Origin of the sequence: Bradyrhizobium sp. SZCCHNS1022 (assembly GCF_032484835.1) — a bacterium.
Lineage (GTDB): Bacteria > Pseudomonadota > Alphaproteobacteria > Rhizobiales > Xanthobacteraceae > Bradyrhizobium.
The window spans coordinates 953,470-974,935 of the sequence record NZ_JAUETT010000001.1; the positions used below are offsets into that span (position 1 = coordinate 953,470).

23 protein-coding genes are annotated in these 21,466 nt (G+C 64.8%); 7 read left to right on the forward strand and 16 right to left on the reverse strand.

Going from position 1 to position 21,466, the window contains the following annotated elements; translation table 11 throughout:
• The first annotated feature begins 233 nt into the window (after positions 1-233).
• Positions 234-371, forward strand: coding sequence for a hypothetical protein (locus tag QX071_RS04290; RefSeq protein WP_315702115.1), 138 nt, complete (start codon positions 234-236; stop codon positions 369-371).
• Here the strand turns inward: QX071_RS04290 and rplS are convergent.
• The 8 genes from rplS to ffh form a co-directional block, all read right to left on the reverse strand.
• Entirely contained in the window at positions 361-741 is a 381-nt protein-coding gene (rplS, locus tag QX071_RS04295) for a 50S ribosomal protein L19 (RefSeq protein ID WP_315702114.1), read from the reverse strand. The genes QX071_RS04290 and rplS overlap by 11 nt on opposite strands.
• Positions 742-848: 107 nt before the next feature.
• On the reverse strand, positions 849-1,622 hold the full coding sequence (trmD, locus tag QX071_RS04300; protein ID WP_315702113.1) for a tRNA (guanosine(37)-N1)-methyltransferase TrmD: 774 nt from the start codon (positions 1,620-1,622) through the stop codon (positions 849-851).
• A 64-nt stretch (positions 1,623-1,686) separates the two neighbouring features.
• Complete coding sequence (locus QX071_RS04305) at positions 1,687-2,346, reverse strand: hypothetical protein (protein WP_315702112.1); 660 nt, start codon at positions 2,344-2,346, stop codon at positions 1,687-1,689.
• A 36-nt stretch (positions 2,347-2,382) separates the two neighbouring features.
• Positions 2,383-3,063 carry a hypothetical protein gene (locus QX071_RS04310; RefSeq protein WP_315702111.1) on the reverse strand — a complete coding sequence of 227 codons (681 nt, stop codon included), beginning with the start codon at positions 3,061-3,063 and terminating at the stop codon, positions 2,383-2,385.
• A 150-nt stretch (positions 3,064-3,213) separates the two neighbouring features.
• Positions 3,214-4,308: a zinc-binding alcohol dehydrogenase family protein gene (locus QX071_RS04315; protein WP_315702110.1), complete on the reverse strand. Its 1,095-nt coding sequence runs from the start codon at positions 4,306-4,308 to the stop codon at positions 3,214-3,216.
• 114 nt (positions 4,309-4,422) lie between these two features.
• Complete coding sequence (gene rimM / locus QX071_RS04320; RefSeq protein ID WP_315702109.1) at positions 4,423-5,010, reverse strand: ribosome maturation factor RimM; 588 nt, start codon at positions 5,008-5,010, stop codon at positions 4,423-4,425.
• 126 nt (positions 5,011-5,136) lie between these two features.
• The gene (gene rpsP, locus QX071_RS04325) at positions 5,137-5,469 is read right to left on the reverse strand and encodes a 30S ribosomal protein S16 (protein WP_315702108.1); all 333 of its coding nucleotides are present in this window, start codon (positions 5,467-5,469) and stop codon (positions 5,137-5,139) included.
• A 168-nt stretch (positions 5,470-5,637) separates the two neighbouring features.
• Positions 5,638-7,188 (reverse strand): signal recognition particle protein, encoded by a 1,551-nt coding sequence (gene ffh / locus QX071_RS04330; protein ID WP_315702107.1) that lies wholly within the window; start codon positions 7,186-7,188, stop codon positions 5,638-5,640.
• Between the two features lie 413 nt (positions 7,189-7,601).
• On the opposite strand from ffh, the gene QX071_RS04335 reads away from it, so the two are divergent.
• Complete coding sequence (locus QX071_RS04335) at positions 7,602-8,594, forward strand: MBL fold metallo-hydrolase (RefSeq protein WP_315702106.1); 993 nt, start codon at positions 7,602-7,604, stop codon at positions 8,592-8,594.
• 185 nt (positions 8,595-8,779) lie between these two features.
• Here QX071_RS04335 and QX071_RS04340 read toward each other — a convergent pair whose 3' ends face one another.
• The gene (locus tag QX071_RS04340) at positions 8,780-9,502 is read right to left on the reverse strand and encodes an SIMPL domain-containing protein (RefSeq protein ID WP_315702105.1); all 723 of its coding nucleotides are present in this window, start codon (positions 9,500-9,502) and stop codon (positions 8,780-8,782) included.
• On the reverse strand, positions 9,499-10,248 hold the full coding sequence (locus tag QX071_RS04345; RefSeq protein ID WP_315702104.1) for a GyrI-like domain-containing protein: 750 nt from the start codon (positions 10,246-10,248) through the stop codon (positions 9,499-9,501). Before QX071_RS04345 ends, QX071_RS04340 begins: the two co-directional genes overlap by 4 nt.
• 180 nt (positions 10,249-10,428) lie before the next feature.
• Between QX071_RS04345 and dapF the strand changes: the two genes are divergently transcribed.
• Positions 10,429-11,295, forward strand: a complete 867-nt coding sequence (gene dapF, locus QX071_RS04350) for a diaminopimelate epimerase (protein ID WP_315702103.1) — start codon at positions 10,429-10,431, stop codon at positions 11,293-11,295.
• A gap of 5 nt (positions 11,296-11,300) precedes the next feature.
• On the forward strand, positions 11,301-12,569 hold the full coding sequence (gene mtaB, locus QX071_RS04355) for a tRNA (N(6)-L-threonylcarbamoyladenosine(37)-C(2))-methylthiotransferase MtaB (RefSeq protein WP_315702102.1): 1,269 nt from the start codon (positions 11,301-11,303) through the stop codon (positions 12,567-12,569).
• A gap of 161 nt (positions 12,570-12,730) precedes the next feature.
• On the opposite strand, the gene QX071_RS04360 is transcribed toward mtaB, so the two are convergent.
• Positions 12,731-13,537 carry an RNA pseudouridine synthase gene (locus QX071_RS04360; protein ID WP_315702101.1) on the reverse strand — a complete coding sequence of 269 codons (807 nt, stop codon included), beginning with the start codon at positions 13,535-13,537 and terminating at the stop codon, positions 12,731-12,733.
• A 50-nt stretch (positions 13,538-13,587) separates the two neighbouring features.
• Here QX071_RS04360 and ftsY point away from each other — a divergent pair, with 50 nt between their 5' ends.
• Together ftsY and QX071_RS04370 are read left to right on the forward strand one after the other, a co-directional pair.
• The gene (gene ftsY / locus QX071_RS04365) at positions 13,588-14,535 is read left to right on the forward strand and encodes a signal recognition particle-docking protein FtsY (protein ID WP_315702100.1); all 948 of its coding nucleotides are present in this window, start codon (positions 13,588-13,590) and stop codon (positions 14,533-14,535) included.
• Between the two features lie 114 nt (positions 14,536-14,649).
• Positions 14,650-15,252, forward strand: coding sequence for a septation protein A (locus QX071_RS04370; RefSeq protein ID WP_315702099.1), 603 nt, complete (start codon positions 14,650-14,652; stop codon positions 15,250-15,252).
• 119 nt (positions 15,253-15,371) lie between these two features.
• Here the strand turns inward: QX071_RS04370 and QX071_RS04375 are convergent, their stop codons facing one another.
• The 5 genes from QX071_RS04375 to ccmA all read right to left on the reverse strand — a co-directional run bounded on the left by QX071_RS04375 (position 15,372) and on the right by ccmA (position 18,417).
• Positions 15,372-15,974 (reverse strand): DsbE family thiol:disulfide interchange protein, encoded by a 603-nt coding sequence (locus QX071_RS04375; protein ID WP_315702098.1) that lies wholly within the window; start codon positions 15,972-15,974, stop codon positions 15,372-15,374.
• Positions 15,971-16,150: a heme exporter protein CcmD gene (ccmD, locus tag QX071_RS04380; RefSeq protein ID WP_315702097.1), complete on the reverse strand. Its 180-nt coding sequence runs from the start codon at positions 16,148-16,150 to the stop codon at positions 15,971-15,973. Before ccmD ends, QX071_RS04375 begins: the two co-directional genes overlap by 4 nt.
• 4 nt (positions 16,151-16,154) lie before the next feature.
• Positions 16,155-16,931 (reverse strand): heme ABC transporter permease, encoded by a 777-nt coding sequence (locus tag QX071_RS04385; protein WP_315702096.1) that lies wholly within the window; start codon positions 16,929-16,931, stop codon positions 16,155-16,157.
• A gap of 87 nt (positions 16,932-17,018) precedes the next feature.
• Positions 17,019-17,687, reverse strand: a complete 669-nt coding sequence (gene ccmB / locus QX071_RS04390) for a heme exporter protein CcmB (RefSeq protein ID WP_315702095.1) — start codon at positions 17,685-17,687, stop codon at positions 17,019-17,021.
• Positions 17,688-17,811: 124 nt separating this feature from the next.
• Entirely contained in the window at positions 17,812-18,417 is a 606-nt protein-coding gene (ccmA, locus tag QX071_RS04395) for a heme ABC exporter ATP-binding protein CcmA (RefSeq protein ID WP_315702094.1), read from the reverse strand.
• Positions 18,418-18,640: 223 nt separating this feature from the next.
• Here ccmA and acnA point away from each other — a divergent pair, with 223 nt between their 5' ends.
• Positions 18,641-21,358, forward strand: coding sequence for an aconitate hydratase AcnA (gene acnA, locus QX071_RS04400; protein ID WP_315702093.1), 2,718 nt, complete (start codon positions 18,641-18,643; stop codon positions 21,356-21,358).
• The last annotated feature ends 108 nt before the right edge of the window (positions 21,359-21,466 follow it).

Here is a 21,466-nt window from a genome sequence, read left to right on the forward strand (position 1 = left end):
CGGGCTATGGCTTGAACGAGGGACGCGCGAGGCCGCGCGGGGAAGGGAAAAAAAGAGATCGGCGCTGCGCCTAGAGCGCGCGCATAAGCTCCGACGTCGCCGACGTGGCGAACCGTCCGAAGAAGCGCCCGGGCAGCCGGCTACGATCGTCGATGACGATGCGGCGGCAGGCCATATGAGAGCGATTTAGAACCATTTGAGGGATATATAGCACGCGTGACGCGGAGTGCGAGATGCGTTTGCGTGAGCGGTCCGAGCGCGCTTTCGCCGGAGTCATCCAGGATGATCCGAAGGACGGCGCCGCAAAAACAAAAAAGCGCGGGACCGGCCCGCGCTCTTTCAAAACCGATATTGCCGCGCTTACTCGTTGACGGCGGTCTGGCGGTCCTGCTTCTCGACGATGCGGGCCGACTTGCCGCGCAGGCTGCGCAGATAATACAGCTTGGCGCGACGCACCTTGCCGCGGCGCACGACCTTGATCGAGTCGATCATCGGGGAGAGGATCGGGAACACACGCTCCACGCCCTCACCGTAGGAGATCTTGCGGACAGTGAAGCTCTCGTTGATGCCGCCGCCGGAGCGGCCGATGCAGACGCCTTCATAGGCCTGCACGCGGGTGCGCTCGCCTTCGACGACCTTGACGTTGACAATGACAGTGTCGCCGGGCCCGAAATCCGGAATGTCCTTGGTAGCGGCGAGCTTGTCGTACTGCTCTTTTTCGAGCTGCTGAATCAGGTTCACGGGTAAATCTCCATCGGCGGCGCGCCCAGCCGTTAACCGCGGGCTGCGCTTGTTCCTGCCGTCACTTGCGGAATTAAGCGCTCCTATAAGGCAAAGCGCGAGGCTTGTCACCCGTCTGTCGTGTTTTTTGGCGTTTTTTGGCCGGTTCCGCTTTGTTCGCCGACTCCATCCGATTTCTTATCGGATTTCTTGGCCCAAAGGTCGGGACGGCGGCTCTGGGTCAGCGCCTCCGCCTGGGCGCGCCGCCAGGCCGCCACCTTGGCGTGATCTCCCGAGAGCAGGATGTCCGGGATCGGTCGGCCCTCGAACAGCTGGGGTCGCGTGTATTGCGGGTATTCCAGTAAGCCTTCGGAGAAACTCTCGTCGGTGCCGGATTCCAATTTCCCCATCACGCCCGGCAACAGCCGAACGCAGGCATCGATCAGGGCCATCGCGGCGATCTCGCCGCCCGACAGCACGTAATCGCCGATCGACACCTCGATCAGCCCTCGCGCCTCGATCACGCGCTGGTCGATACCTTCGAACCGGCCGCAGACGATCAGCGGCCCCGGTCCTGCAGCGATCTCCTGCACCATCGCCTGGGTCAATGGCCGACCGCGCGGGCTCATCAGAAGACGCGGCCGGTCGGGCGCAGCCTCAGTGGCATCGATCGCGGCGGCCAGCACATCGGCCCGCAGCACCATGCCGGGGCCGCCACCGGCCGGGGTGTCGTCGACGCTGCGGTGCCTGTCCGTGGCGGATGCCCGGATGTCGCGCGCCTCCAGCGCCCACAGCCCCGAGGCCAGCGCGCGACCGGCGAGGCTGACGCCGAGCGGTCCCGGAAACATCTCCGGGAACAGGGTCAGGACGGTGGCGCGCCAGGGAAGTGCGAGTTGGGTCATAGCGCCGTTGTTACGGCACCAGCGCGGGGAGATCGAGCCCCTGTGTCGGGCCCAACGCCGCCGGTCACTCCTTGCGCCCGTAGGCTACGAGCTCGATCTTCGAGTTGACGCGCAGCATGTTGTCGGTCCGGACGGTATTTGTCCGCAAAACCCAGTGGTCGACAGCGGGCGCGTACCACGTCTGCATGACGGCTTCGGATTTCCGTCCCGGATTGTTGATGGGATAGAAGGTGTAAGTGGTTTCGATCTTGAAGGTCTCGAACGTGCCGGCCTTCGTCGTGATCTTTTCCTCGCCGCTCACCTTGGATTGTCCGGCCCACCTCCAGGTGAAACCCTTTTCCGTGTTGGTTTGTTCGACCTTGATCGGCCAGGTCGAGCCGACTTTCAGCGGTTGGACCACGCCAAGACCGCTGTTGGGAGTATATTTCATGGCGTCGGCCGTCTTCGCATTCCAGTTCCGGTCGTAGACTTGGAATCCGGCTTTATCCCGGTCGTTCGTGTAGCGGATGGCGATCGCAGTCGGGGTCACCTCGGTCACGGTGTCGGTCCGCTTGCTCGTCACCTTACCGGAGATCTCGTCGCGGATCTCATAAGTCCAATGATCGCCCTGACGCGGCTCTTCCATCGCCACAGGCACCGGCGCCTCGGCTGCTGGAGGGGCTGACTGCTGGGCAAATGCCATCGGGCCGCTCAGGCACGCCAACGCGGTCAGGATCATGCGCATGCGGGATTCCAAGGCTCGGAGTAGGAGAGATTGCGGTCAACGACGGCCGTATTCGATCAGCTCCATCGCGCTCTTGTCACGAACTTGCCCGTCGATGCGGGTCTCCGATGAACGCTTCACCCAATGATCGATCTCCGGCGCATACCAGGTGGTCTGGGTGACCTGAATCTTTCGCGAAGGGTCCTTTGTGTTGATCGCTTGGATCGAGGTCTCGATCTTATAGGTGTCGAACGTGCCGGCTGAGGTCGTCAGGCTTTCCTTAGCTGTCACCTTACTGGTGCCAGTTCGCCTGAAGTTGGCGTTGGCCGATATGCTGGTGTCGTTCGACTTGATGGGCCAGGACTTGCCGACTGCGAGCGGCACGCTGACGCCGGTGCCATCGCTCGGGGCATAGCGCCATGTGCCGTTGTTCTTAACGTTCCAGCTGCGATCGAAGGTCAGGAATCCTGTATTTGGGTTGTTGAGCGCAGAAACGCGGATGCTGATGTCGCTTGCCGAGACGTCGGTGATGGTCTGAATCACGGTCGACTTCAGATCGCCAGTGATTTCGTCCCGGACTTCGTACGTCCAGTGGTCTCCGGTCTGGGGCGCCTCCATTGCCTCACCGCTGCTGGCTGGCTGGGGTGCTGAGGGCGTGGTTTCGGCCTGCGGCTGTGCGCTGGCGAGCGGCATCGAGCCCAGCAGGGTGGCTACGATCAAAAATTTACGGCTGAGCATGATCCTCTCCGGCGGTTACCGGGCGAACAAAGGCAGCTATGTGCTGATGTTGAGCCAGGGCGAGCTATCCGTTTGCAAGTATGGAACTACCAAATCTGATTGGCCGTGATAAGGTCTCCTGTTATGAAATTTCGACGATGATCGCTCCTGTCACGGCACGACGGCCGTGAGATCGAGCCCCTGCATCAGGGCCGCAGCCTCGATCGCGCGCGGGAAGTCGGCGAGCGGAAAGCTCGTCACCACGATCTTGCCGAGGTCGAGCAGGCCCTCGCGGGCCAGCGAGGCGAGTTGGCTGGGAGCGGTCCGCTCATACATGAACTGGCCGACCACCTCCCAATCATTCGCCAGCATCTCGCCGAACGAGAGCTCGAGCGGCGCGGTGGCGCTGCCCATCAGCACCAATCGTCCGCCGCGTTTGAGCGCGCGCAAGCATGACAGCGTGGTCGAGGTGCTTCTGGCCTGGCCGAGCAGATCGAGCGCGACGTCGGCGCCGCCTCCCGCCGCATGGCGGATCGTCGCCGCATCCTTCGCGGCATCGTTGCCTGAGACGACGGCGGGAATGACGCGTGGGCCAAAGGCCTTAGTCAGTCGCTCCAGCGCCTCGCGCTTGCGGCCCACTGCGACGATGCGCGCCGCGCCCATCGCGACCGCCAGGAGCACCGCGCCCGAGCCGAAATAGCCGGTCGCGCCATTGATGATGATGGTCTGGCCGCCGCGCAGGTTCAGCCGCTGCAGGCCGCCGAAGGGCACGATGAGTTTGGCGAGGCCGATCAGTTCGGTGGCGGCGCGGTCCTCGAGGCCGCTGAGCGGCGTGACGCAGGCGGCCGGCCAATGCGCAATCTCCGCAAAGACGCCGTCGCGCCAGTGCGCCTGCAGGGCGAGCGCGGCTTCGGAAGCGCCCATGCTGGTGAGCCCGATCAGGATCTGTGCCGGCTCGGGATCGGGCACATCGGCGCGCAGATGCGGGCTGAGAAAGACCCGGTCGCCGGCCCGGACATGGCCGACGCTCGCGCCGGCCGCGACCACGCGCCCGATCGCATTGGTGCCGGGCACGAACGGCATCGGCGGCAGTGCGTAGGGCAACGCGGCCGCCACGACCTTGTTCGTGTAGGACAGCACCATCGCGGCTTCGATGCTGACGATCACGCCGTCGGGAGCAGGCGCCGGGGTTTCCACCTGTTCGAAGCGAAGATCGTTCGGCGCGTGCAGGCGCCAGGCTTTGTGGTGAGACTTGTGAGTTGCCATCGCCACCACCTCAAATTCAGTGTCGTCCCGGCCTTGCGCCGGGAACCTATATTCCCCGGCAAGCATGGCGAAAGCGAGCTGTTGCTCAAGTCTGCGTCGCATTAAATCCTGTGGTTATGGGTCCCCGCTTTCGCGGGGACGACCCGCAGAGAAGGCGGCCGCAGTTTCATCCTTCCCGTTCTCATGCCCATCGCGCTCCTCGCCCTCGATCTCCGTCGGCAGCTCGATCAGGACGCGGCCGCCCTCGAGGTCGACCGTCGGGACAACGGCATTGGAGAACGGCAGCATCAGCGTGCTGCCCGAAGGCGGGGCGATCTCGATGATGTCGCCGGCGCCGAAATTATGGATGGCGATCACGCGCCCGAGCGGCTCGCCCGCGGTGGTCTCCGCGGCAAGTCCGATCAAGTCGGTGTGATAATATTCGTCGTCCTCGGTCTCGGGCAGCCGGTCGCGCGGCACATAGAGTTCGAGGCCGTTGAGCCGCTCGGCGGCATTGCGATCGGCGACGCCCTTGATGGTCGCGACCAGATGGTCCTTGGCCTCGCGGGCTTTCGCAATTTCGAAGCTGCGATTGCCGTCTTTGGTCTGAAGCGGACCGTAATGCAGCACGGCGAGCGGATCGTCGGTGAAGGTCCACAAGCGAACCTCGCCGCGCACGCCGTGGGCGGCGCCGATCCTGGCGACGCAGATCAGCTTGGACATCAGCGGGCCTCGTATTCCAGGACGCACGCCACGGCGCGCTCCTCAGGACGAGGCGCCAAATCCTCATGCTGAGGAGCACGGCGCAAGCCGTGCGTCTCGAAGCATGAGGCATCGGCCATTGGCGAGTTAGCCCTTCGCGGCGGCTTCGGCCTGCGCCTTGCGCTCCTTGCGCGGCACGGCCTTCTCGGGATTGTTGCGGGCTTCACGCTTCTTGACGCCGGCGGCGTCAAGGAACCGCGCCACGCGATCCGACGGCTGGGCGCCCTTGGCGAGCCAGGCCTTCGTCTTCTCCATGTCGAGCTTCAGCCGCGCCTCGTTGTCCTTCGGCATCAGCGGATTGAAATGGCCAAGGCGCTCGATGAAACGGCCGTCACGCGGAAAGCGCGAGTCGGCGACGACGACGTGGTAGACCGGGCGCTTCTTGGTGCCGGCACGGGCGAGGCGGATGACGACTGACATAAGGTTCTCCTGAGTGTCGTTTGGTCTAGATGATATTGAGAGATGTCGTCATTCCGGGGCAGCGCGAAGCGGTGAGCCCGGAATCCATACTCACGATCGTGGTTATGGATTCCGGGCCCGCGCCTCGCGACGCGTCCCGGAATGACGGGATGAGAGAGGAACGGATCCTCATTTCTTCTTCCCCGGCGGCAGACCGAGGCCGGGCAGCATCGGCTTGCCGGAAAGGCCGGTGAGTCCCGGCAGGTTCGGCAATCCGCCGCGCAGGCCCGCTGGCAGGTCCTTCGGCAGGTTCGGTAGTCCACCTGCGGGTAGTCCGCCCGGCATCTTCTCGGCGAGCGCCTTCAGCTGCTCGGGCGAAGGCGCGGGCATGCCGCCGCCAAAGCCCATCGCCTGGGCGATGCCGGCCAGAGGTCCGCGCTTGCCGGAACTCATGGCCTTCATCATGTCGGCCATGTTCCGGTGCATCTTCAGCAGCTTGTTGACGTGCTCGACGCTCTGGCCGGAGCCGGCGGCGATACGCTTCTTGCGGCTGGCCTTGAGAAGGTCGGGATGCTTGCGCTCGTCGCGCGTCATCGAGTCGATGATCGCGACCTGGCGCTTGATGACCTTGTCGTCGATGCCGGCGGCCGCGATCTGGTTCTTCATCTTGGCGATGCCGGGCATCATGCCCATCAGCCCGCTGATGCCGCCCATCTGCGCCATCTGCATCAGCTGCTCGCGCATGTCGTTGAGGTCGAACTGACCCTTGCGCATCTTCTCTGCGGCGCGCGCGGCCTTTTCGGCATCGATATTCGCCGCCGCCTTCTCGACCAGCGAGACGATGTCGCCCATGCCGAGGATGCGGCCGGCGATGCGCGAGGGATAGAAGTCTTCCAGCGCATCGGTCTTCTCGCCGGTGCCGAGCAGCTTGATCGGCTTGCCGGTGACTGCGCGCATCGACAGCGCAGCGCCGCCGCGACCGTCGCCGTCCACCCTGGTCAGCACGATGCCGGTCAGGCCCACGCGCTCATCGAAGGAGCGCGCCAGATTGACTGCGTCCTGGCCGGTCAGGGAGTCCGCGACCAGCAGCACCTCATGCGGATTGGCGACCGCTTTGATCTCGGCCGCCTCCTTCATCATCTCTTCGTCGAGCGTGGTGCGGCCGGCGGTGTCGAGCAGCACGACGTCGTAACCGCCGAGCTTGCCGGCTTCCAGCGCGCGGCGGGCGATCTGCGCCGGCTTCTGGCCTTCGACGATCGGCAGGGTCGCGATCTCGAGGTCGCGGCCGAGCACGGCGAGCTGTTCCATGGCGGCCGGACGGTAGACGTCGAGCGAAGCCATCAGCACCTTGCGCTTGTCGCGCTGGGTCATGCGCCGGGCGAGCTTGGCCGTGGTGGTGGTCTTGCCCGAGCCCTGCAGGCCGACCATCATGATCGGCACCGGCGGAACGGCATTCAAATCGATGGTCTGGCCGTCCGAGCCGAGCGTATTGACCAGCTCGTCGTGGACGATCTTGACCACCATCTGGCCGGGCGTCACCGATTTGACCACGGTGGCGCCGATCGCCTGTTCGCGCACGCGCTCGGTGAAGCTTCGGACCACTTCGAGCGCGACGTCGGCCTCCAGCAGCGCCCGGCGGACTTCGCGCATCGCGGCGTCGACGTCGGCCTCCGACAGGGACCCTCGCCCCGTCAGCCGATCGAGAATGCCGCCAAGCCTTTCCGACAGATTGTCGAACACTTGCTTCGTCCTTTGTCCTGCACTGCAGGCGCTTGAATTCCTTGATCGTCATGCCCCGCGCATGCGAGGCATCCAGTACGCCGCAGCGTCTCGGCTCCTGCCGAGCTCCCTGGGATACTGGATCACCCGCTTTTCGCGGGTGATGACGGCTGTCGGTTCGGTAGATAGTGCCGAAACCGACAATACAAACAATTTCGCGCCCGAGGGCGCATAGCGCTGTCGGGCGTTGACCTCCGGTCTCCAGGACCGGTCGGTGGCTCGAAAAGATGACACTTTCCGATAAAGAGGCCGCCTTAAACCCTCAAGCCGGCGAAAAGTCAAGGAAACTTGCACTCCGGCGGCCCGTTGTCGGACCTCGGCCGGCCGCTTACCTGTTGCCGAACTTGAGGTTTCCGGCTCCGACGAGGATCACATTGGCGCGCCGTTCCAAGACCTATTCAGGTCCCATCACCGACCATTTCGACGGCAAGCGCTTCTATGATCCCGATGGGGTGCCGCCCAAATCCCTGCCGGAGGTTCTGCGCTGGCAGTTCGGCCGCCGCGAAAAGCCGGCCAAATGGCCCAAATGGGTGCCCAGCCCCCATGCCGATATCCCGCCGGTGCGGGTCGACGGCGATGCGGTTCGGCTCTCTTTCGTGGGGCATGCGAGCTGGCTGATCCAGGGCGGCGGGCTCAACATCCTTATCGATCCCGTATGGTCGGAGCGGGTCTCGCCCGTCTCCTTCGCCGGGCCGAAGCGGCACAACCATCCCGGCATCGCGTTCGATGCTCTTCCGAACATCGACGTCGTGCTGGTGTCCCATGGTCATTACGATCATCTCGATATCAGGACGTTGTCGCGGCTGGACGCGCGTTTTGGGCCGCGTGTCGTGACGCCGCTCGGCAACGATCTCACCATGATGGCAAAGATCCCGAAGATCCGCGCCGAGGCCTACGACTGGCACGATCGCGTCGCGCTCAACGCGGAGATTGCGGTGACGCTGGTGCCGACCCGCCACTGGTCGGCGCGCGGCATCTCCGATCGCAACATGGCGCTGTGGGCAAGCTTCGTGTTGGAGACGCCCGCCGGCAAGATCTACATCGTCTGCGATTCCGGCTATGGCACGGGTGCGCATTTCCGCCGTGTCGCCGAAGCGCATGCGCCGCTCAAGCTCGCGATCCTGCCGATCGGCGCTTATGAGCCGCGCTGGTTCATGCAGGATCAGCACATGAACCCGGCTGACGCGGTACAGGCGCTGCAGGATTGCGGCGCGGAGGCCGCGCTGGCGCATCATCACGGCACCTTCCAGCTCACGGACGAGGCGATCGACGCGCCGGTCCATGCGCTTCACGCGGCGTTGGATGACGCCGGCATTCCGCGCGAGCGCTTCGGTGTGCTCAAGCCGGGGCAGGTGGTGGAGATCTGATAGATGGTCGAGAAGAGATCGTCGTCCCGGGCAAGCCCGGCAACGCGCAGCGTTGGCGGGCGCCGACCCGGGATCCATAAACACCATCGTCAAATGTGACGAAGGTTAGAGCTCCAGCCCGCTCATCAATCTCCGATCGGGATTATGGGTCCCGACTCAAGGCCGGGACGACATCGAGTATGTTGCTACTGCCCCGTCTTGATCGCCCAGGTCACGCTGACGGCGATCGACAGCGTCTCCTCGCCCTGCGCGACCGGGGTCGATGCGGCGGCCATCGGTGCCGCGAGCGTCTTGACCCGGAACATCGGCGTCGGCGTGCCCTCTTCGGATATGCTCAAGGGCGCGCCGAGCGTCACGCCCGCCGCCTTGGCATAGATCTCGGCCTTGCGGCGAGCGTCGGCCACAGCCTTTTCGCGCGCCTGGTCCAGCAGCTTCGACGGTTCGGCGACGGTGAAATAGACATTGCCGACATCGTTGGCGCCGGCGCCGACCACGGTATCGATGAGGCTGGCGACCTTGCTGACGTCGTGCAGCTTGATGGTGACGCGGTTGCTGGCGCGGTAGCCGACCACGGTCGATTGCCCCGGACGGTTCGGCGCATATTGCGGCTGCAGCGACAGGCGCGAGGTCTGATAGTCCTTGTCCTCGATGCCAGCCGCTTTCAACGCCTGCAGCACCTTGGCCATCGCGGTATTGTTGGCCTCTGCGGCCTCGCGCGCGGTCTTGGCGTCCGAGGCGACGCCGGCATCGATCTGTGCGAGATCCGGCGGCGCCGAGACGCTGGCTTCTCCGCTCACGGAGATCGCCGGCGGAAAGTCGGTCGACGCCGGCTGCTGGGCTAGGCCGGGTGTTGCGGCCCCTGCCGCAATGACGAGCGCAAGCGGGATGCGGGCGGTGATCTTCATCATTTCAGCGGCACATAAACGTTGATGACGAGCTTGTCTTCGGCAGTCTTCAAGGGGTCGGTCAGATATTCCTCGATGAAGGTGTCCTTGGCTTCCAGCTTGCGCTCGTCGAGGTGATTGGTGATCGCCTCATAGGTATTGTCCATGTTGTCGTAGGAGCCGCGGTGCACGAATTTCAGCGCCTTGCCCTCGGGCGACTGGCCGATGCTCATGCCCTTGCCGAGGTTCTTCGGCTCCTGGTCGATCGGCATCTCGGCCATGAAGGTAAAGCCGGTGTCGTCGGTCGAGGTGTAGACGATCATGCCGTTGCCGGCCGGCTTGATGCCTTGCTTGTCGAGCAGCGCTGACAATGTCTTGAATGAATCGATGAGGGTATCGAAGGCATTGTCCCAGTTCGCGGTGCCCTTGACGATCAGCACCTTCTTGGCCGCCAGCGTGATCTCCTCGCCGAAGGCTTCCGATGGCTGGGCCTGGGCTGCGGCCGGAGGCGGGGAGGCCGGCGCTGCCGGTGCGGGGCTCGCACTCGCCGCTGGTGCCGGGCTGGCAGCCGGCGCGGGGCTGGCGGAGGCGGCCGGGGCTGGCGTCGCCGATGTCTCGGGCGAGGGGGTGGCGCTCGATGCCGGGGCCGGAGTCGACGAGGCTGCAGGAGCCGGCGACGCGGACGGCGACTGGGCCTGAGCGGCCGCGATTCCGAATGACAGCGCGACCGACGTTACGGCCAGAGCGCGGCGGAAGGTACTTACATTCATCCAATTATTCTCCAGGGCCGTGCGTCGGTGCCCGGTTCGTGCCGGCGAATGGCCCGGTTCCTATCATGTCCGGCCTTGATCGTCCCCTGACAGATGCGTCATGTGGCCATTACGGGTCGGCTGGGCTGGTCAATGTCTCGCCATTCCGCCATATAAGACGGACACAATTTGGATATTTTCATGAGCGCGCTCGCAGGCCACGCCTTTGCCAAGATGAACGGGATCGGGAACGAAATCGTCGTTCTCGACTTGCGTGATTCGAAGCATGTCGTGACGCCGGACGAGGCCCGCGCCATCGCCTCCCGCGTCCCCTACGATCAACTGATGGTGCTGCAGCCGCCCCGGCTGACCGGCACCGAGGCCTTCATCCGCATCTACAACAATGACGGCTCCGAATCCGGCGCCTGCGGCAACGGCATGCGCTGCGTGGTCCGGCGGGTGTTCGAGACCACCGGCGAGACCACGGCAACTTTCGAGAGCCGTGCCGGCTTGTTGAACTGCTGGCAAGGGCCTTCGTCAGATCTCTACACGGTCGACATGGGCGTGCCGAAGTTCGGCTGGCAGGACATTCCGCTCGCCGAGGAGTTCCGCGATACCCGCTACATCGAGCTGCAGATCGGTCCGATCGATGCGCCGATCCTGCATTCGCCCTCGGTGGTCAACATGGGCAATCCGCACGCGATCTTCTGGGTCGATGACGTCGATGCCTATGATCTCGCCCGCGTCGGCCCGCTCTTGGAAAATCATCCGGTGTTCCCGGAACGCGCCAACATCACGCTGGCGCAGATCGTCGATCGCGATCACATCACCATCCGCACCTGGGAGCGCGGCGCCGGCCTCACCAAGGCCTGCGGCTCGGCCGCCTGCGCCACCGCAGTCGCGGCGGCGCGGCTCAAGCGCGCCAACCGCATCGTCAGGGTGACCTTGCCGGGCGGCGATCTCAACATCGAATGGCGCGAGCGCGACGATCACGTGCTGATGACCGGCACGGCGACGTTCGAATATGAAGGTCGCTTCGATCCCGCGCTGTTCGCCTCCGTGGCGTGACGGCCGTGCCGGTCGATGTCGTCAGTTTCGGCTGCCGCCTCAACGCCTTCGAATCCGAACTGATCGCGCGCGAGGCGGATGCCGCCGGCCTTTCCGAGACCATCGTCATCAACAGCTGTGCCGTGACCAACGAGGCGGTGGCACAGGCCCGGCAGTCGATCCGCAAATTGAAGCGCGAACGGCCCGATGCGCGCATCATCGTCACCGGCTGCGCGGCGCAGACGCAAGCGGACATGTTCGCAGCGATGCCCGAGGTCGATCGAGTCGTCGGCAATGACGACAAGCTGCATGCGGCGGCCTGGCGGGCCAGCGCGCAGGCGCTCGAGGCGCCGCGCTTCGGGATCGACGCGACCGAGAAGGTCGCCGTCTCCGACATCATGGCGGTGAAGGAGATGGCGCCGCATCTTCTGGAGGGCTATCAGCGCGGGCTGCCGCGGGTGTTCGTTCAGGTGCAGAACGGTTGCGACCACCGCTGCACGTTCTGCATCATTCCGTTCGGCCGCGGCAATTCACGCTCGGTGCCGATGGGCGCGGTGATCGACCAGGTCCGTGCGCTGGTGGAGCGCGGTCACGCCGAGATCGTGCTGACCGGGGTCGACCTGACGAGCTATGGCGCCGATCTGCCGGGGATGCCGAAGCTTGGCCGTCTGGTGAAGCAGATCTTGCGGCATGTGCCGGAGCTGAGGCGGCTGCGGATTTCCTCGATCGACTCGATCGAGGCGGACGCCGATCTGCTCGATGCGATTGGGAGCGATGCGCGGCTGATGCCGCATCTGCACCTGTCCTTGCAGGCCGGCGATGATCTGATCCTCAAGCGCATGAAGCGGCGGCATCTGCGCCAGGACGCGATCGATTTCTGTGCGCAAGTGCGCCGCCTGCGGCCGGACATCGCGCTCGGCGCCGATCTCATCGCGGGCTTTCCGACCGAGAGCGAGGAGGCGTTCGCCCGTTCGCTCGATCTGGTCGCGGAATGTGCGCTGACCTTCCTGCATGTGTTTCCCTATTCGCCGCGGCCCGGCACGCCGGCGGCGCGAATGCCGCAGCTCGCGAGCAGCATCATCCGCGAGCGAGCGCGGCGCTTGCGGGCGGCGGGCGAGGCGGCGTTGCGGCGGCGGTTGGATGAGGAGATCGGCTGCCGGCGCGAGGTGCTGATCGAGAGCGAGACCCAGGGGCGCACGGAGCATTATCTGCCGGTGGCGGTGAGCGGCGAGCCTCCGGGCGCGGTGCGGCGGCTCGCGATTGCGGGTCATGATGGGGCGAGGCTGCTTCCGTAGTTTCGGTCGTCGTCGCCCGGCTTGACCGGGCGATCCAGTACGCCGCGGCCTCTCGATTGATCGCGACTGTCTCTGGGGTACTGGATCATCCGCCTTCGCGGATGATGACGGCGGAGTGTGCGGTGGTCGCGCGCGTCTCAATCAGTCGTGAGCGGCTCCACTCACTCTCCCTGCCATCCACACGCCTTCAGTCGCTCATGCATATGCGCCGGCGCCGGCGCCACCACATGCACCGGCGGCTTGTTCTTCGACAGCGGGATGCTGATCTCGCGCGCATGCAAATGCAGCCGCGGCTCGCCGAGGCGTGGACCGTTGCCGTAGATATTGTCGCCGACGATCGGCCAGCCCATGGCTGCCGCATGCACGCGCAGCTGGTGGGTGCGGCCGGTGACCGGTTTCATGGCGAGCCAGGTGAGCTTTGTCGATGTACTGCCTGTTGTCGCCTCGGTGTCGGCGCGAGCAGAGTGCGCTCCCTCTCCTCTTTCGGGTTGCGACGAGCTTGGCTCGCGCTGAGAGGGTTGGGGAGGGGAGAACTTCCCCAGCACCCGCCATTTCGTGATCGCCGGCTGTCCCTCGGGATCCGGCTTCTGCCACCAGCCGCGCTCGGCATTGCGCCTGCCGAGCGGCAGTTCGATCGTGCCTTCGTCCTCGTCCGGACCGCCTTCCACCACCGCCCAGTAGGTCTTGGAAATCTTGCCATGCTTGAACAAAAGCCCGAGCGAGGCCGTTGCCTTGCGATGGCGTCCCAGCACCAGGCAGCCCGAGGTTTCCTTGTCCAGCCGATGGGCCAAGACCGGCGGTCGCGGCAGGCCATAGCGCAGCGCGTCGAACGAGGCCTCCAGATTCGGCCCGCCCTTGGGACCCTTGTGCACGGGGATGCCGGCCGGCTTGTCGATCACCAGCATCAGCCCGTCGCGATGGAGCACGCGGGCCAGCATTTCCTCGTCGGTGGGTTGGTCGATATCCATAAATCCGGTCTAGGCTTTCGTTTGCGGGATGGAAGGGCTAACACCACGCCATGAACGATACCACCTCCGAAACACCCAAGCTCAGCTGGTGGCGGCGGCTGTCCGCCGGGCTGAAGCGCACCTCGGGCGCGCTGGGGACCGCTGTTGCGGATCTCGTCACCAAGCGCAAGCTCGACCGCGCGATGCTCGAGGACATCGAGGACGTGCTGCTGCGCGCCGATCTCGGCACGCAAGTGGCTGCCCGGATCGCAGATGCCGTCGGCACCGGCCGTTACGACAAGACGATCAGCGCCGACGAGGTGAAGGCGGTGGTCGCGACCGAGGTCGAGAAGGTGTTGGCGCCGGTGGCGAAGCCGCTCGATGTCGATACCGCTCGTAAACCTTTCGTTATCCTCGTGGTCGGCGTCAACGGTTCCGGCAAGACCACCACGATCGGCAAGCTGGCGGCGAAATTCGTCTCGGAAGGCAAGCAGGTCATGCTGGCCGCCGGCGACACCTTTCGCGCCGCTGCGATCGAGCAGCTCAAGGTCTGGGGCGAGCGGACCAAGGTGCCGGTGATCGCCGGGGCGCAAGGCTCGGATGCCGCAAGCCTCGCCTTCAACGCGATCACGGCGGCCAAGGAGCAGGGCCGGGACATCCTCCTGATCGATACCGCCGGCCGGCTGCAGAACAAGGCCGAGCTGATGAACGAGCTGGAAAAGGTCGTGCGCGTGATCCGCAAGGTCGATGCGTCAGCGCCCCATGCCGTGTTGCTCGTGCTGGACGCCACGGTGGGACAGAATGCGCTGTCGCAGGTCGAGGCATTTCATCGCACCGCAGGCGTTACGGGTCTGGTGATGACGAAGCTCGACGGCACCGCGCGCGGCGGCATCCTGGTGGCGCTGGCGGAGAAATTCAAACTGCCGGTGCACTTTATCGGGGTCGGCGAAGGCGTCGACGATCTCTCGCCATTCGCGGCGAAGGATTTTGCCCGCGCGATTGCCGGCATCGAGGATTAGTTTTCTCTTGCCATGCCCCGCGCCTGCAGGGCATCGAGTGCGCCGCGCCGCCAACATACATCTTAGATACTGGGTCGCCGCTTTTGGCGGTGAGGACAGCTAACAGGACACGACATGGACAAGACCCAGCCGCATCCACTCTTCAAGCTGGCGACCGAGCTCGGTCCGCTGCTCGTGTTCTTCGTGGTCAATGCCAAGTTTCAACTGTTCGCGGCGACCGGCGCATTCATGGTGGCGATCGTCGTGGCGATGATCGCGTCCTACGTGGTGACCAAGCACGTTCCGATCATGGCGCTGGTCACCGGCGTGGTCGTGCTGGTGTTCGGCACGCTTACTTTGGTCTTGCATGACGAGACCTTCATCAAGGTCAAGCCGACCATCATCTACGGTCTGTTCGCCGCGGTGCTCGGTGGCGGCCTCTTGTTCAATCGCTCCTTCATCGCGATCATGTTCGATCAGATGTTCAACCTGACTCCTGCGGGCTGGCGCATCCTCACCTTCCGCTGGGCACTGTTCTTTGCCGCGATGGCGGTCTTGAACGAAGCGGTCTGGCGCACACAGAGCACGGATTTCTGGGTCGGCTTCAAGGCGTTCGGCGTGATCCCGCTGACCACGATCTTCGCCATCGCGCAGATGCCGCTGATCAAGCGCTATCATCTCGAGCCGGTGTCGCTGGAGGCCAGCGAAGCCGATGCGGGCGATGTCAGCAAGGGATAGGCGGTGGTCATTGCGAGGCGCCCATGGGTTTCGCCTCCGGCGAACCCGATGACAGGCCCCGGCGACGAAACAATCCAGAATCCCGTCTGGGTGGCGGCGCTTCGCTCGCAATGACGGAGCTAGCTTCCCGCCTGCAGCGCCTTCTCGATCTCAGGCTTCAACACGGTGGTGATGTTCTCTGCCGTGATCGGGCCGACCAGCTTATAGACGATGGTGCCATCGCGGCCGACGATGAAGGTCTCGGGCACGCCATAGACGCCCCATTCGATGCCGGCGCGACCGTTGCCGTCGACGCCGACGACGTTATAGGGGTTGCCGTAGCGGCCGAGGAAGCGGCGCGCGTTGTCGGCAGCGTCCTTGTAGTTGATGCCGACGATCTGGAACCGCTTGTCGCGTCCGAGCTCGACCAGGAGCGGGGCCTCGTCGTGACAGGGCACGCACCAGGACGCCCAGACGTTGACGATGCTGACCTTGCCCTTGAAGGCGGCAGGGTCGAGCCCCGGCACCGGAGTGCCGTTGTTCGTCAAAGCGACGAGCGGCGGTAGCGTCGTCTGCGGGGCCGGGCGGCCGATCAGGGCGGAGGGAATGCGCGAGGGATCGCCGCTGCCGAGCCGGAACCAGAACAGGGCCGCGAGCCCTAGAAACACGACCAGCGGCAGCAGCATCAGGACGGAGCGGCGGCGCGGCGCGGCCTCGGTGGTCTGGTGGCTCAGTTCGGTCATGACATGTCCGTTGCGGCGCGACCGGAGCGGCGGTTGACGCCGCTCTCTTCGAGCGCGCGCAGTCGCGCCTTCTGGGTACGGTGGTCCACCATGATCCAGGCGATCAGGAGCGCGACGACCAGGGCAGCCGCGAGGTAGGACGAGGCGATGAAGGTCGTATAGGGCCCGAGGTCCATGGGATCACGCCGCTCCTGCGATATGGCTGGGCACGCCGCCGGTCGAAACGTCGCTTGCAACGTTGCGCGCCTGCATCATCTGCAGGCTGCGCACGCGCCGGCGCAGGATCTCGTTGCGCATCGCCGCGACATGCAGCGTCACGAACAGGAACGTGAAGGCGACCGCCATCACCAGGAGCGGGATCAGGAACGCCTTGTCGAGTGCGGGACCGCCCATTCGCATCACCGAGGCCGGCTGATGCAGCGTGTTCCACCAGTCGACGGAGAACTTGATGATCGGCAAATTGATCGCGCCAACCAGGGTCAGGACCGCAGCCGCACGGGCTGCGCGGGTCGGGTCCTCGACCGCGCGCCACAGCGCGATCAGGCCGAGATACATCAGAAACAGGATCAGCACCGAGGTCAGTCGCGCATCCCACTCCCAATAGGTGCCCCACATCGGCCGGCCCCACAGCGAGCCGGTGATCAGCGCCAGGAAGGTGAAGCTCGCGCCGATCGGCGCCGCCGCTTTCGCTGCGACATCGGCCAGCGGATGGCGCCACACCAAGGTGCCGAGTGAGGCGACGCTCATGATCGCCCAGACGAACATCGACAGCCAGGCGTTCGGAACATGGATGAACATGATCTTGACGGTAGCCCCCTGCTGGTAGTCGTCGGGGGCGAGGGCGGACAGGTACAGGCCGGCCGCCAGCAGGGCGGCCGTGATCCCCGCCAGCCAAGGTAATAGCCGCGCAGCCAGTGCAAGGAACCGGGTCGGATTGGCGAGGTCGATCAGTGTCATAAGCATCTAGTTAAAGGCCGGAGCGGTTGCAGGCAATCAGCATAGGATCGCTCTAGAAGAGTTGATGCGGGTCAAGCCGGGCGCGGCTCAGTCGAGTCCGTGCCGCAAGCTCGCTGCCGCAGCAAAAGGACCCACCACGAAACTGACCAAAGAAAGTGCGCAAAGAATGGAGAAGGGTGCGCCAAATGGTAGCGGGCCGACGATTGCGGCCTGGGAGGCCGCGACGCCAAAGATCAGCACGGGGATGGACAAAGGCAGCACCAGGACCGCAAGCAACAGGCCCCCGCGATGCATCGTCACGGCGAGTGCCGCGCCAATCATGCCGATGAAGGTCAGCGCCGGCGTGCCGGCCAGCAACGTCAGCGCGATAGCGCCCGTCGCCGTTGCATCCAGGTTGAGGAGCAGACCCAGCACGGGGGTGGCCACGACGAGCGGCAGGCCGGCGGCGATCCAATGTGCCAGGGCCTTGGCGGCGCAGGCGAGCTCCAGGGGCGTACGGCTCATCACGACCAGGTCGAGCGAGCCATCCTCGTGATCGGCGGTGAACAGCCGATCGAGCGTCAGCAGGCTGGCCAGCAGCGCACCGAGCCAGAGGATCGCGGGGCCAAGGCGCTTCAGCAGCGCGAGATCGGGGCCGACCGCAAACGGCATCAGCACGACCACAGTCAGGAAGAACAGGACGCCGATCAGTGCGCCGCCGCCGACGCGCAGCGCAATCCTGATGTCGCGGCGGATCAGGGCATCAAGCGCGGTCATGCGGGGAGCGCCTCGGCGAGAGGCTTAGTACGAGAGCGAGGCTCTCTCCCCGCGCTCGCTGCGCTCCCTCCCCGCAAGGGGGAGGGGAGAACGGCCGCCGTGCACGAAAAACAGCCTCGATCCATCATCCCATCCCCCCGATCCGCAATTCGCGCACGTCGATGCCGAGTGGCCCGTGGGTGGCGGCGACGATCAGTCCACCCGCGGCCAGGTGCGCGCGCATGAGATCGGCAAACATCGCCTGGCCCGCGACATCAAGCGCATTGGTCGGCTCGTCCAGAAGCCACAGCGGACGGTGCACAGCTAGCAGTCGGGCGATCGAGAGCCGCCGTCGCTGGCCGGCGGAGAGATACGCCGCCGGCAGATCGGTCGCGTGCGCAAGCCCCACCGCGGCAAGGCAATCGGCGGTCGCGCGGACCGCGCCGCCGCCGAGGAAATCGGTCCAGAAGGATAGGTTTTCATGCACGCTGAGCGCTGGCTTCAGGGCATCGCGATGACCGAGATAATGCGCCTGTTCGGCGACCGTCAGTTCGTCCTCGCCGCCCTCGATCGCGATCGTGCCGCCGGCCGGCAGCAGCAGCCCGGCAATCAGCCGCAGCAGGGATGTCTTGCCCGAACCGTTGCGCCCGGTGACCGCCACCGCTTCGCCTGCCGCGGCCTGGAAGGTGAGTCCCGCGAACACCTCGCGCCCGCCCCGCACACATCTGACATCGCTTCCCAACAGCTGCATGGTCCGTCCGTTACAGCCCTCTGAATCCGATGGCTAGCACTTCAGAATTTGTGGGTGATGCCACGTCGCGACTTGCTCGTCTCTGTGGCGGCGCAGTTAGAAAGCTTCTATAAGCCCGGATTTGATGCAGCACACAAACCCCCGCTGCAAGCCACCCGGCGCTTTGCGCTGACGGTCCTTGGGTACCCTCTCCGGGTATAACGATCAATTGGGATTTCCACGCATGACCTCGCTCGACAGCTTCAAGAGCCGTAAGACCCTTCGGGTCGGTACGAAGTCTTATGTCTATTACAGCCTTCCCGCCGCAGAGAAGAACGGTCTGAAGGATATCTCCAAGCTGCCGTACTCGATGAAGGTGCTGCTCGAGAACCTGTTGCGCAACGAGGACGGTCGCAGCGTGACCAAGGACGACATTCTCGCCGTCGCCAAATGGCTGAAGAAGAAGACGCTGCAGCATGAAATCGCTTTCCGCCCCGCGCGGGTCTTGATGCAGGATTTCACCGGCGTGCCGGCGGTGGTCGATCTGGCCGCGATGCGCAACGCGATGCAGAAGCTTGGCGGCGATGCCGAGAAGATCAACCCGCTGGTGCCGGTCGATCTCGTCATCGACCACAGCGTCATCGTGAACTTCTTCGGCGACAACAAGGCGTTCGGCAAGAACGTGGCCGAGGAATACAAGCAGAACCAGGAGCGCTACGAATTCCTGAAATGGGGCCAGAAGGCCTTCACCAACTTCTCCGTGGTGCCGCCGGGCACCGGCATCTGCCACCAGGTCAACCTGGAATATCTGGCGCAGACGGTGTGGACCAAGAAGGAGAAGATGACGGTCGGCCGCACCAAGGGCACCTTCGAGGTCGCCTATCCGGACTCGCTGGTCGGCACCGATTCCCACACCACCATGGTGAACGGCCTCGCCGTGCTCGGCTGGGGCGTCGGCGGCATCGAAGCTGAGGCCTGCATGCTCGGCCAGCCGCTCTCGATGCTGCTGCCCGACGTGGTCGGCTTCAAGCTGACCGGCCAGCTCAAGGAAGGCGTCACCGCGACCGATCTCGTGCTGACGGTGACCCAGATGCTGCGCAAGCTCGGCGTGGTCGGCAAGTTCGTCGAGTTCTTCGGCCCCGGTCTCGATAATCTTTCCGTGGCCGACAAGGCGACGATCGGCAACATGGCCCCCGAATATGGCGCGACCTGCGGCTTCTTCCCGGTCGATGCCGCGACGATCGATTACCTCAAGGTCTCGGGCCGCAAGTCGGCGCGTGTTGCGCTGGTCGAAGCCTATGCCAAGGCACAGGGCCTGTTCCGTACGGCGAAGTCGGCCGATCCGGTATTCACGCAGACGCTGACGCTCGATCTCGGCGACGTCGTGCCCTCGATGGCCGGTCCGAAGCGGCCCGAAGGCCGCATTGCCCTGCCGGCGGTCGGCGAAGGCTTTTCCACCGCGCTGGCTGGCGAGTACAAGAAGACGGACGCCACCCACCGCTTCCCGGTCGAGGGCCGCGACTTCGATCTCGGTCACGGCGACGTGGTGATCGCGGCGATCACCTCCTGCACCAACACCTCGAACCCGAGCGTCCTGATCGGGGCCGGCCTGCTCGCGCGCAACGCGGTCGCCAAGGGCCTCAAGGCCAAGCCCTGGGTGAAGACCTCGCTCGCCCCGGGCAGCCAGGTCGTGGCGGAATACCTCGCCAATTCCGGCCTGCAGAAGGACCTCGACAAGGTCGGCTTCAACCTGGTCGGGTTCGGCTGCACCACCTGCATCGGCAATTCCGGCCCGCTGCCGGAGGAGATTTCGAAGTCGATCAACGATAACGGCATCGTTGCTGCGGCCGTGCTGTCCGGCAACCGCAACTTCGAGGGCCGCGTCTCGCCGGACGTGCAGGCCAACTATCTGGCGTCACCGCCGCTGGTGGTGGCTTACGCGCTCGCCGGCACTGTGACCAAGGACCTTGCGGTCGAGCCGATCGGCATCGGCAAGGACAAGAAGCCGGTCTACCTGAAGGACATCTGGCCGACGACCAAGGAAATCAACGACTTCATGAAGAAGTACGTGAAGGCGTCGATCTTCAAGAAGCGCTATGCCGACGTGTTCAAGGGCGACACCAACTGGCGCAAGATCAAGACGGTCGAGAGCGAGACCTACCGCTGGAACATGGGCTCGACCTATGTACAGAACCCGCCTTATTTCGAGGGCATGAAGAAGGAGCCGGAGCCGATCAAGGACGTGGTGGAAGCCCGCATCCTGGCGCTGTTCGGCGACAAGATCACCACCGACCACATCTCGCCGGCCGGTTCGATCAAGCTGACCTCGCCCGCCGGCAAATTCCTCAGCGAGCATCAGGTGCGCCCCGCGGACTTCAATCAGTACGGCACCCGCCGCGGCAATCACGAAGTCATGATGCGCGGCACCTTCGCCAATATCCGCATCAAGAACTTCATGCTCAAGGGCGCCGACGGCAGCATCCCCGAGGGCGGTCTCACCAAGCACTGGCCCGACGGCGAGCAGATGCCGATCTACGACGCTGCCATGAAGTACCAGGCCGAGGGCGTGCCGCTGGTGGTGTTCGCCGGCGCCGAATATGGCAACGGCTCGTCGCGCGATTGGGCCGCCAAGGGCACGCGGCTGCTCGGCGTCCGCGCCGTCATCTGCCAGAGCTTCGAGCGTATTCACCGCTCCAACCTGGTCGGCATGGGCGTACTGCCCTTGACCTTCCAGGAGGGTACATCCTGGCAGTCGCTCGGCCTGAAGGGTGACGAGAAGGTCACCATCAGGGGTCTGCAGGGCGATCTCAAGCCTCGCCAAACGCTCACCGCCGAGATCACCTCGGCTGAGGGGTCGACGCAGCAGGTCCCGCTGCTGTGCCGGATCGATACCCTCGACGAACTCGATTACTATCGAAACGGCGGCATTCTCCACTACGTGCTGCGCAAGCTCGCGGCGTGAGGGTGCGACAGATTGGCTCACTCTGAAGTGAGTGGCAGGTGATGCGGGAGGCGGCCTATGACATGGGCCGCCTCTTTTGTGTTCGGTATACCATCGTGCCTCGAGGCG

Coding starts and splice junctions, on each gene's coding strand:
- QX071_RS04315 (WP_315702110.1), bottom strand. CDS start 4,308: ATGGCAACTCACAAGTCTCACCACAAAGCCTGGCGCCTGCACGCGCCG.
- QX071_RS04345 (WP_315702104.1), bottom strand. CDS start 10,248: ATGAATGTAAGTACCTTCCGCCGCGCTCTGGCCGTAACGTCGGTCGCG.
- QX071_RS04305 (WP_315702112.1), bottom strand. CDS start 2,346: ATGCGCATGATCCTGACCGCGTTGGCGTGCCTGAGCGGCCCGATGGCA.
- QX071_RS04310 (WP_315702111.1), bottom strand. CDS start 3,063: ATGCTCAGCCGTAAATTTTTGATCGTAGCCACCCTGCTGGGCTCGATG.
- QX071_RS04375 (WP_315702098.1), bottom strand. CDS start 15,974: ATGACCGAACTGAGCCACCAGACCACCGAGGCCGCGCCGCGCCGCCGC.
- QX071_RS04290 (WP_315702115.1), top strand. CDS start 234: ATGCGTTTGCGTGAGCGGTCCGAGCGCGCTTTCGCCGGAGTCATCCAG.
- rimM (WP_315702109.1), bottom strand. CDS start 5,010: ATGTCCAAGCTGATCTGCGTCGCCAGGATCGGCGCCGCCCACGGCGTG.
- ftsY (WP_315702100.1), top strand. CDS start 13,588: ATGAACGATACCACCTCCGAAACACCCAAGCTCAGCTGGTGGCGGCGG.
- trmD (WP_315702113.1), bottom strand. CDS start 1,622: ATGACCCAACTCGCACTTCCCTGGCGCGCCACCGTCCTGACCCTGTTC.
- ccmA (WP_315702094.1), bottom strand. CDS start 18,417: ATGCAGCTGTTGGGAAGCGATGTCAGATGTGTGCGGGGCGGGCGCGAG.
- dapF (WP_315702103.1), top strand. CDS start 10,429: ATGAGCGCGCTCGCAGGCCACGCCTTTGCCAAGATGAACGGGATCGGG.
- QX071_RS04370 (WP_315702099.1), top strand. CDS start 14,650: ATGGACAAGACCCAGCCGCATCCACTCTTCAAGCTGGCGACCGAGCTC.
- ccmD (WP_315702097.1), bottom strand. CDS start 16,150: ATGGACCTCGGGCCCTATACGACCTTCATCGCCTCGTCCTACCTCGCG.
- QX071_RS04385 (WP_315702096.1), bottom strand. CDS start 16,931: ATGACACTGATCGACCTCGCCAATCCGACCCGGTTCCTTGCACTGGCT.
- ccmB (WP_315702095.1), bottom strand. CDS start 17,687: ATGACCGCGCTTGATGCCCTGATCCGCCGCGACATCAGGATTGCGCTG.
- rpsP (WP_315702108.1), bottom strand. CDS start 5,469: ATGTCAGTCGTCATCCGCCTCGCCCGTGCCGGCACCAAGAAGCGCCCG.
- QX071_RS04340 (WP_315702105.1), bottom strand. CDS start 9,502: ATGATGAAGATCACCGCCCGCATCCCGCTTGCGCTCGTCATTGCGGCA.
- QX071_RS04360 (WP_315702101.1), bottom strand. CDS start 13,537: ATGGATATCGACCAACCCACCGACGAGGAAATGCTGGCCCGCGTGCTC.
- acnA (WP_315702093.1), top strand. CDS start 18,641: ATGACCTCGCTCGACAGCTTCAAGAGCCGTAAGACCCTTCGGGTCGGT.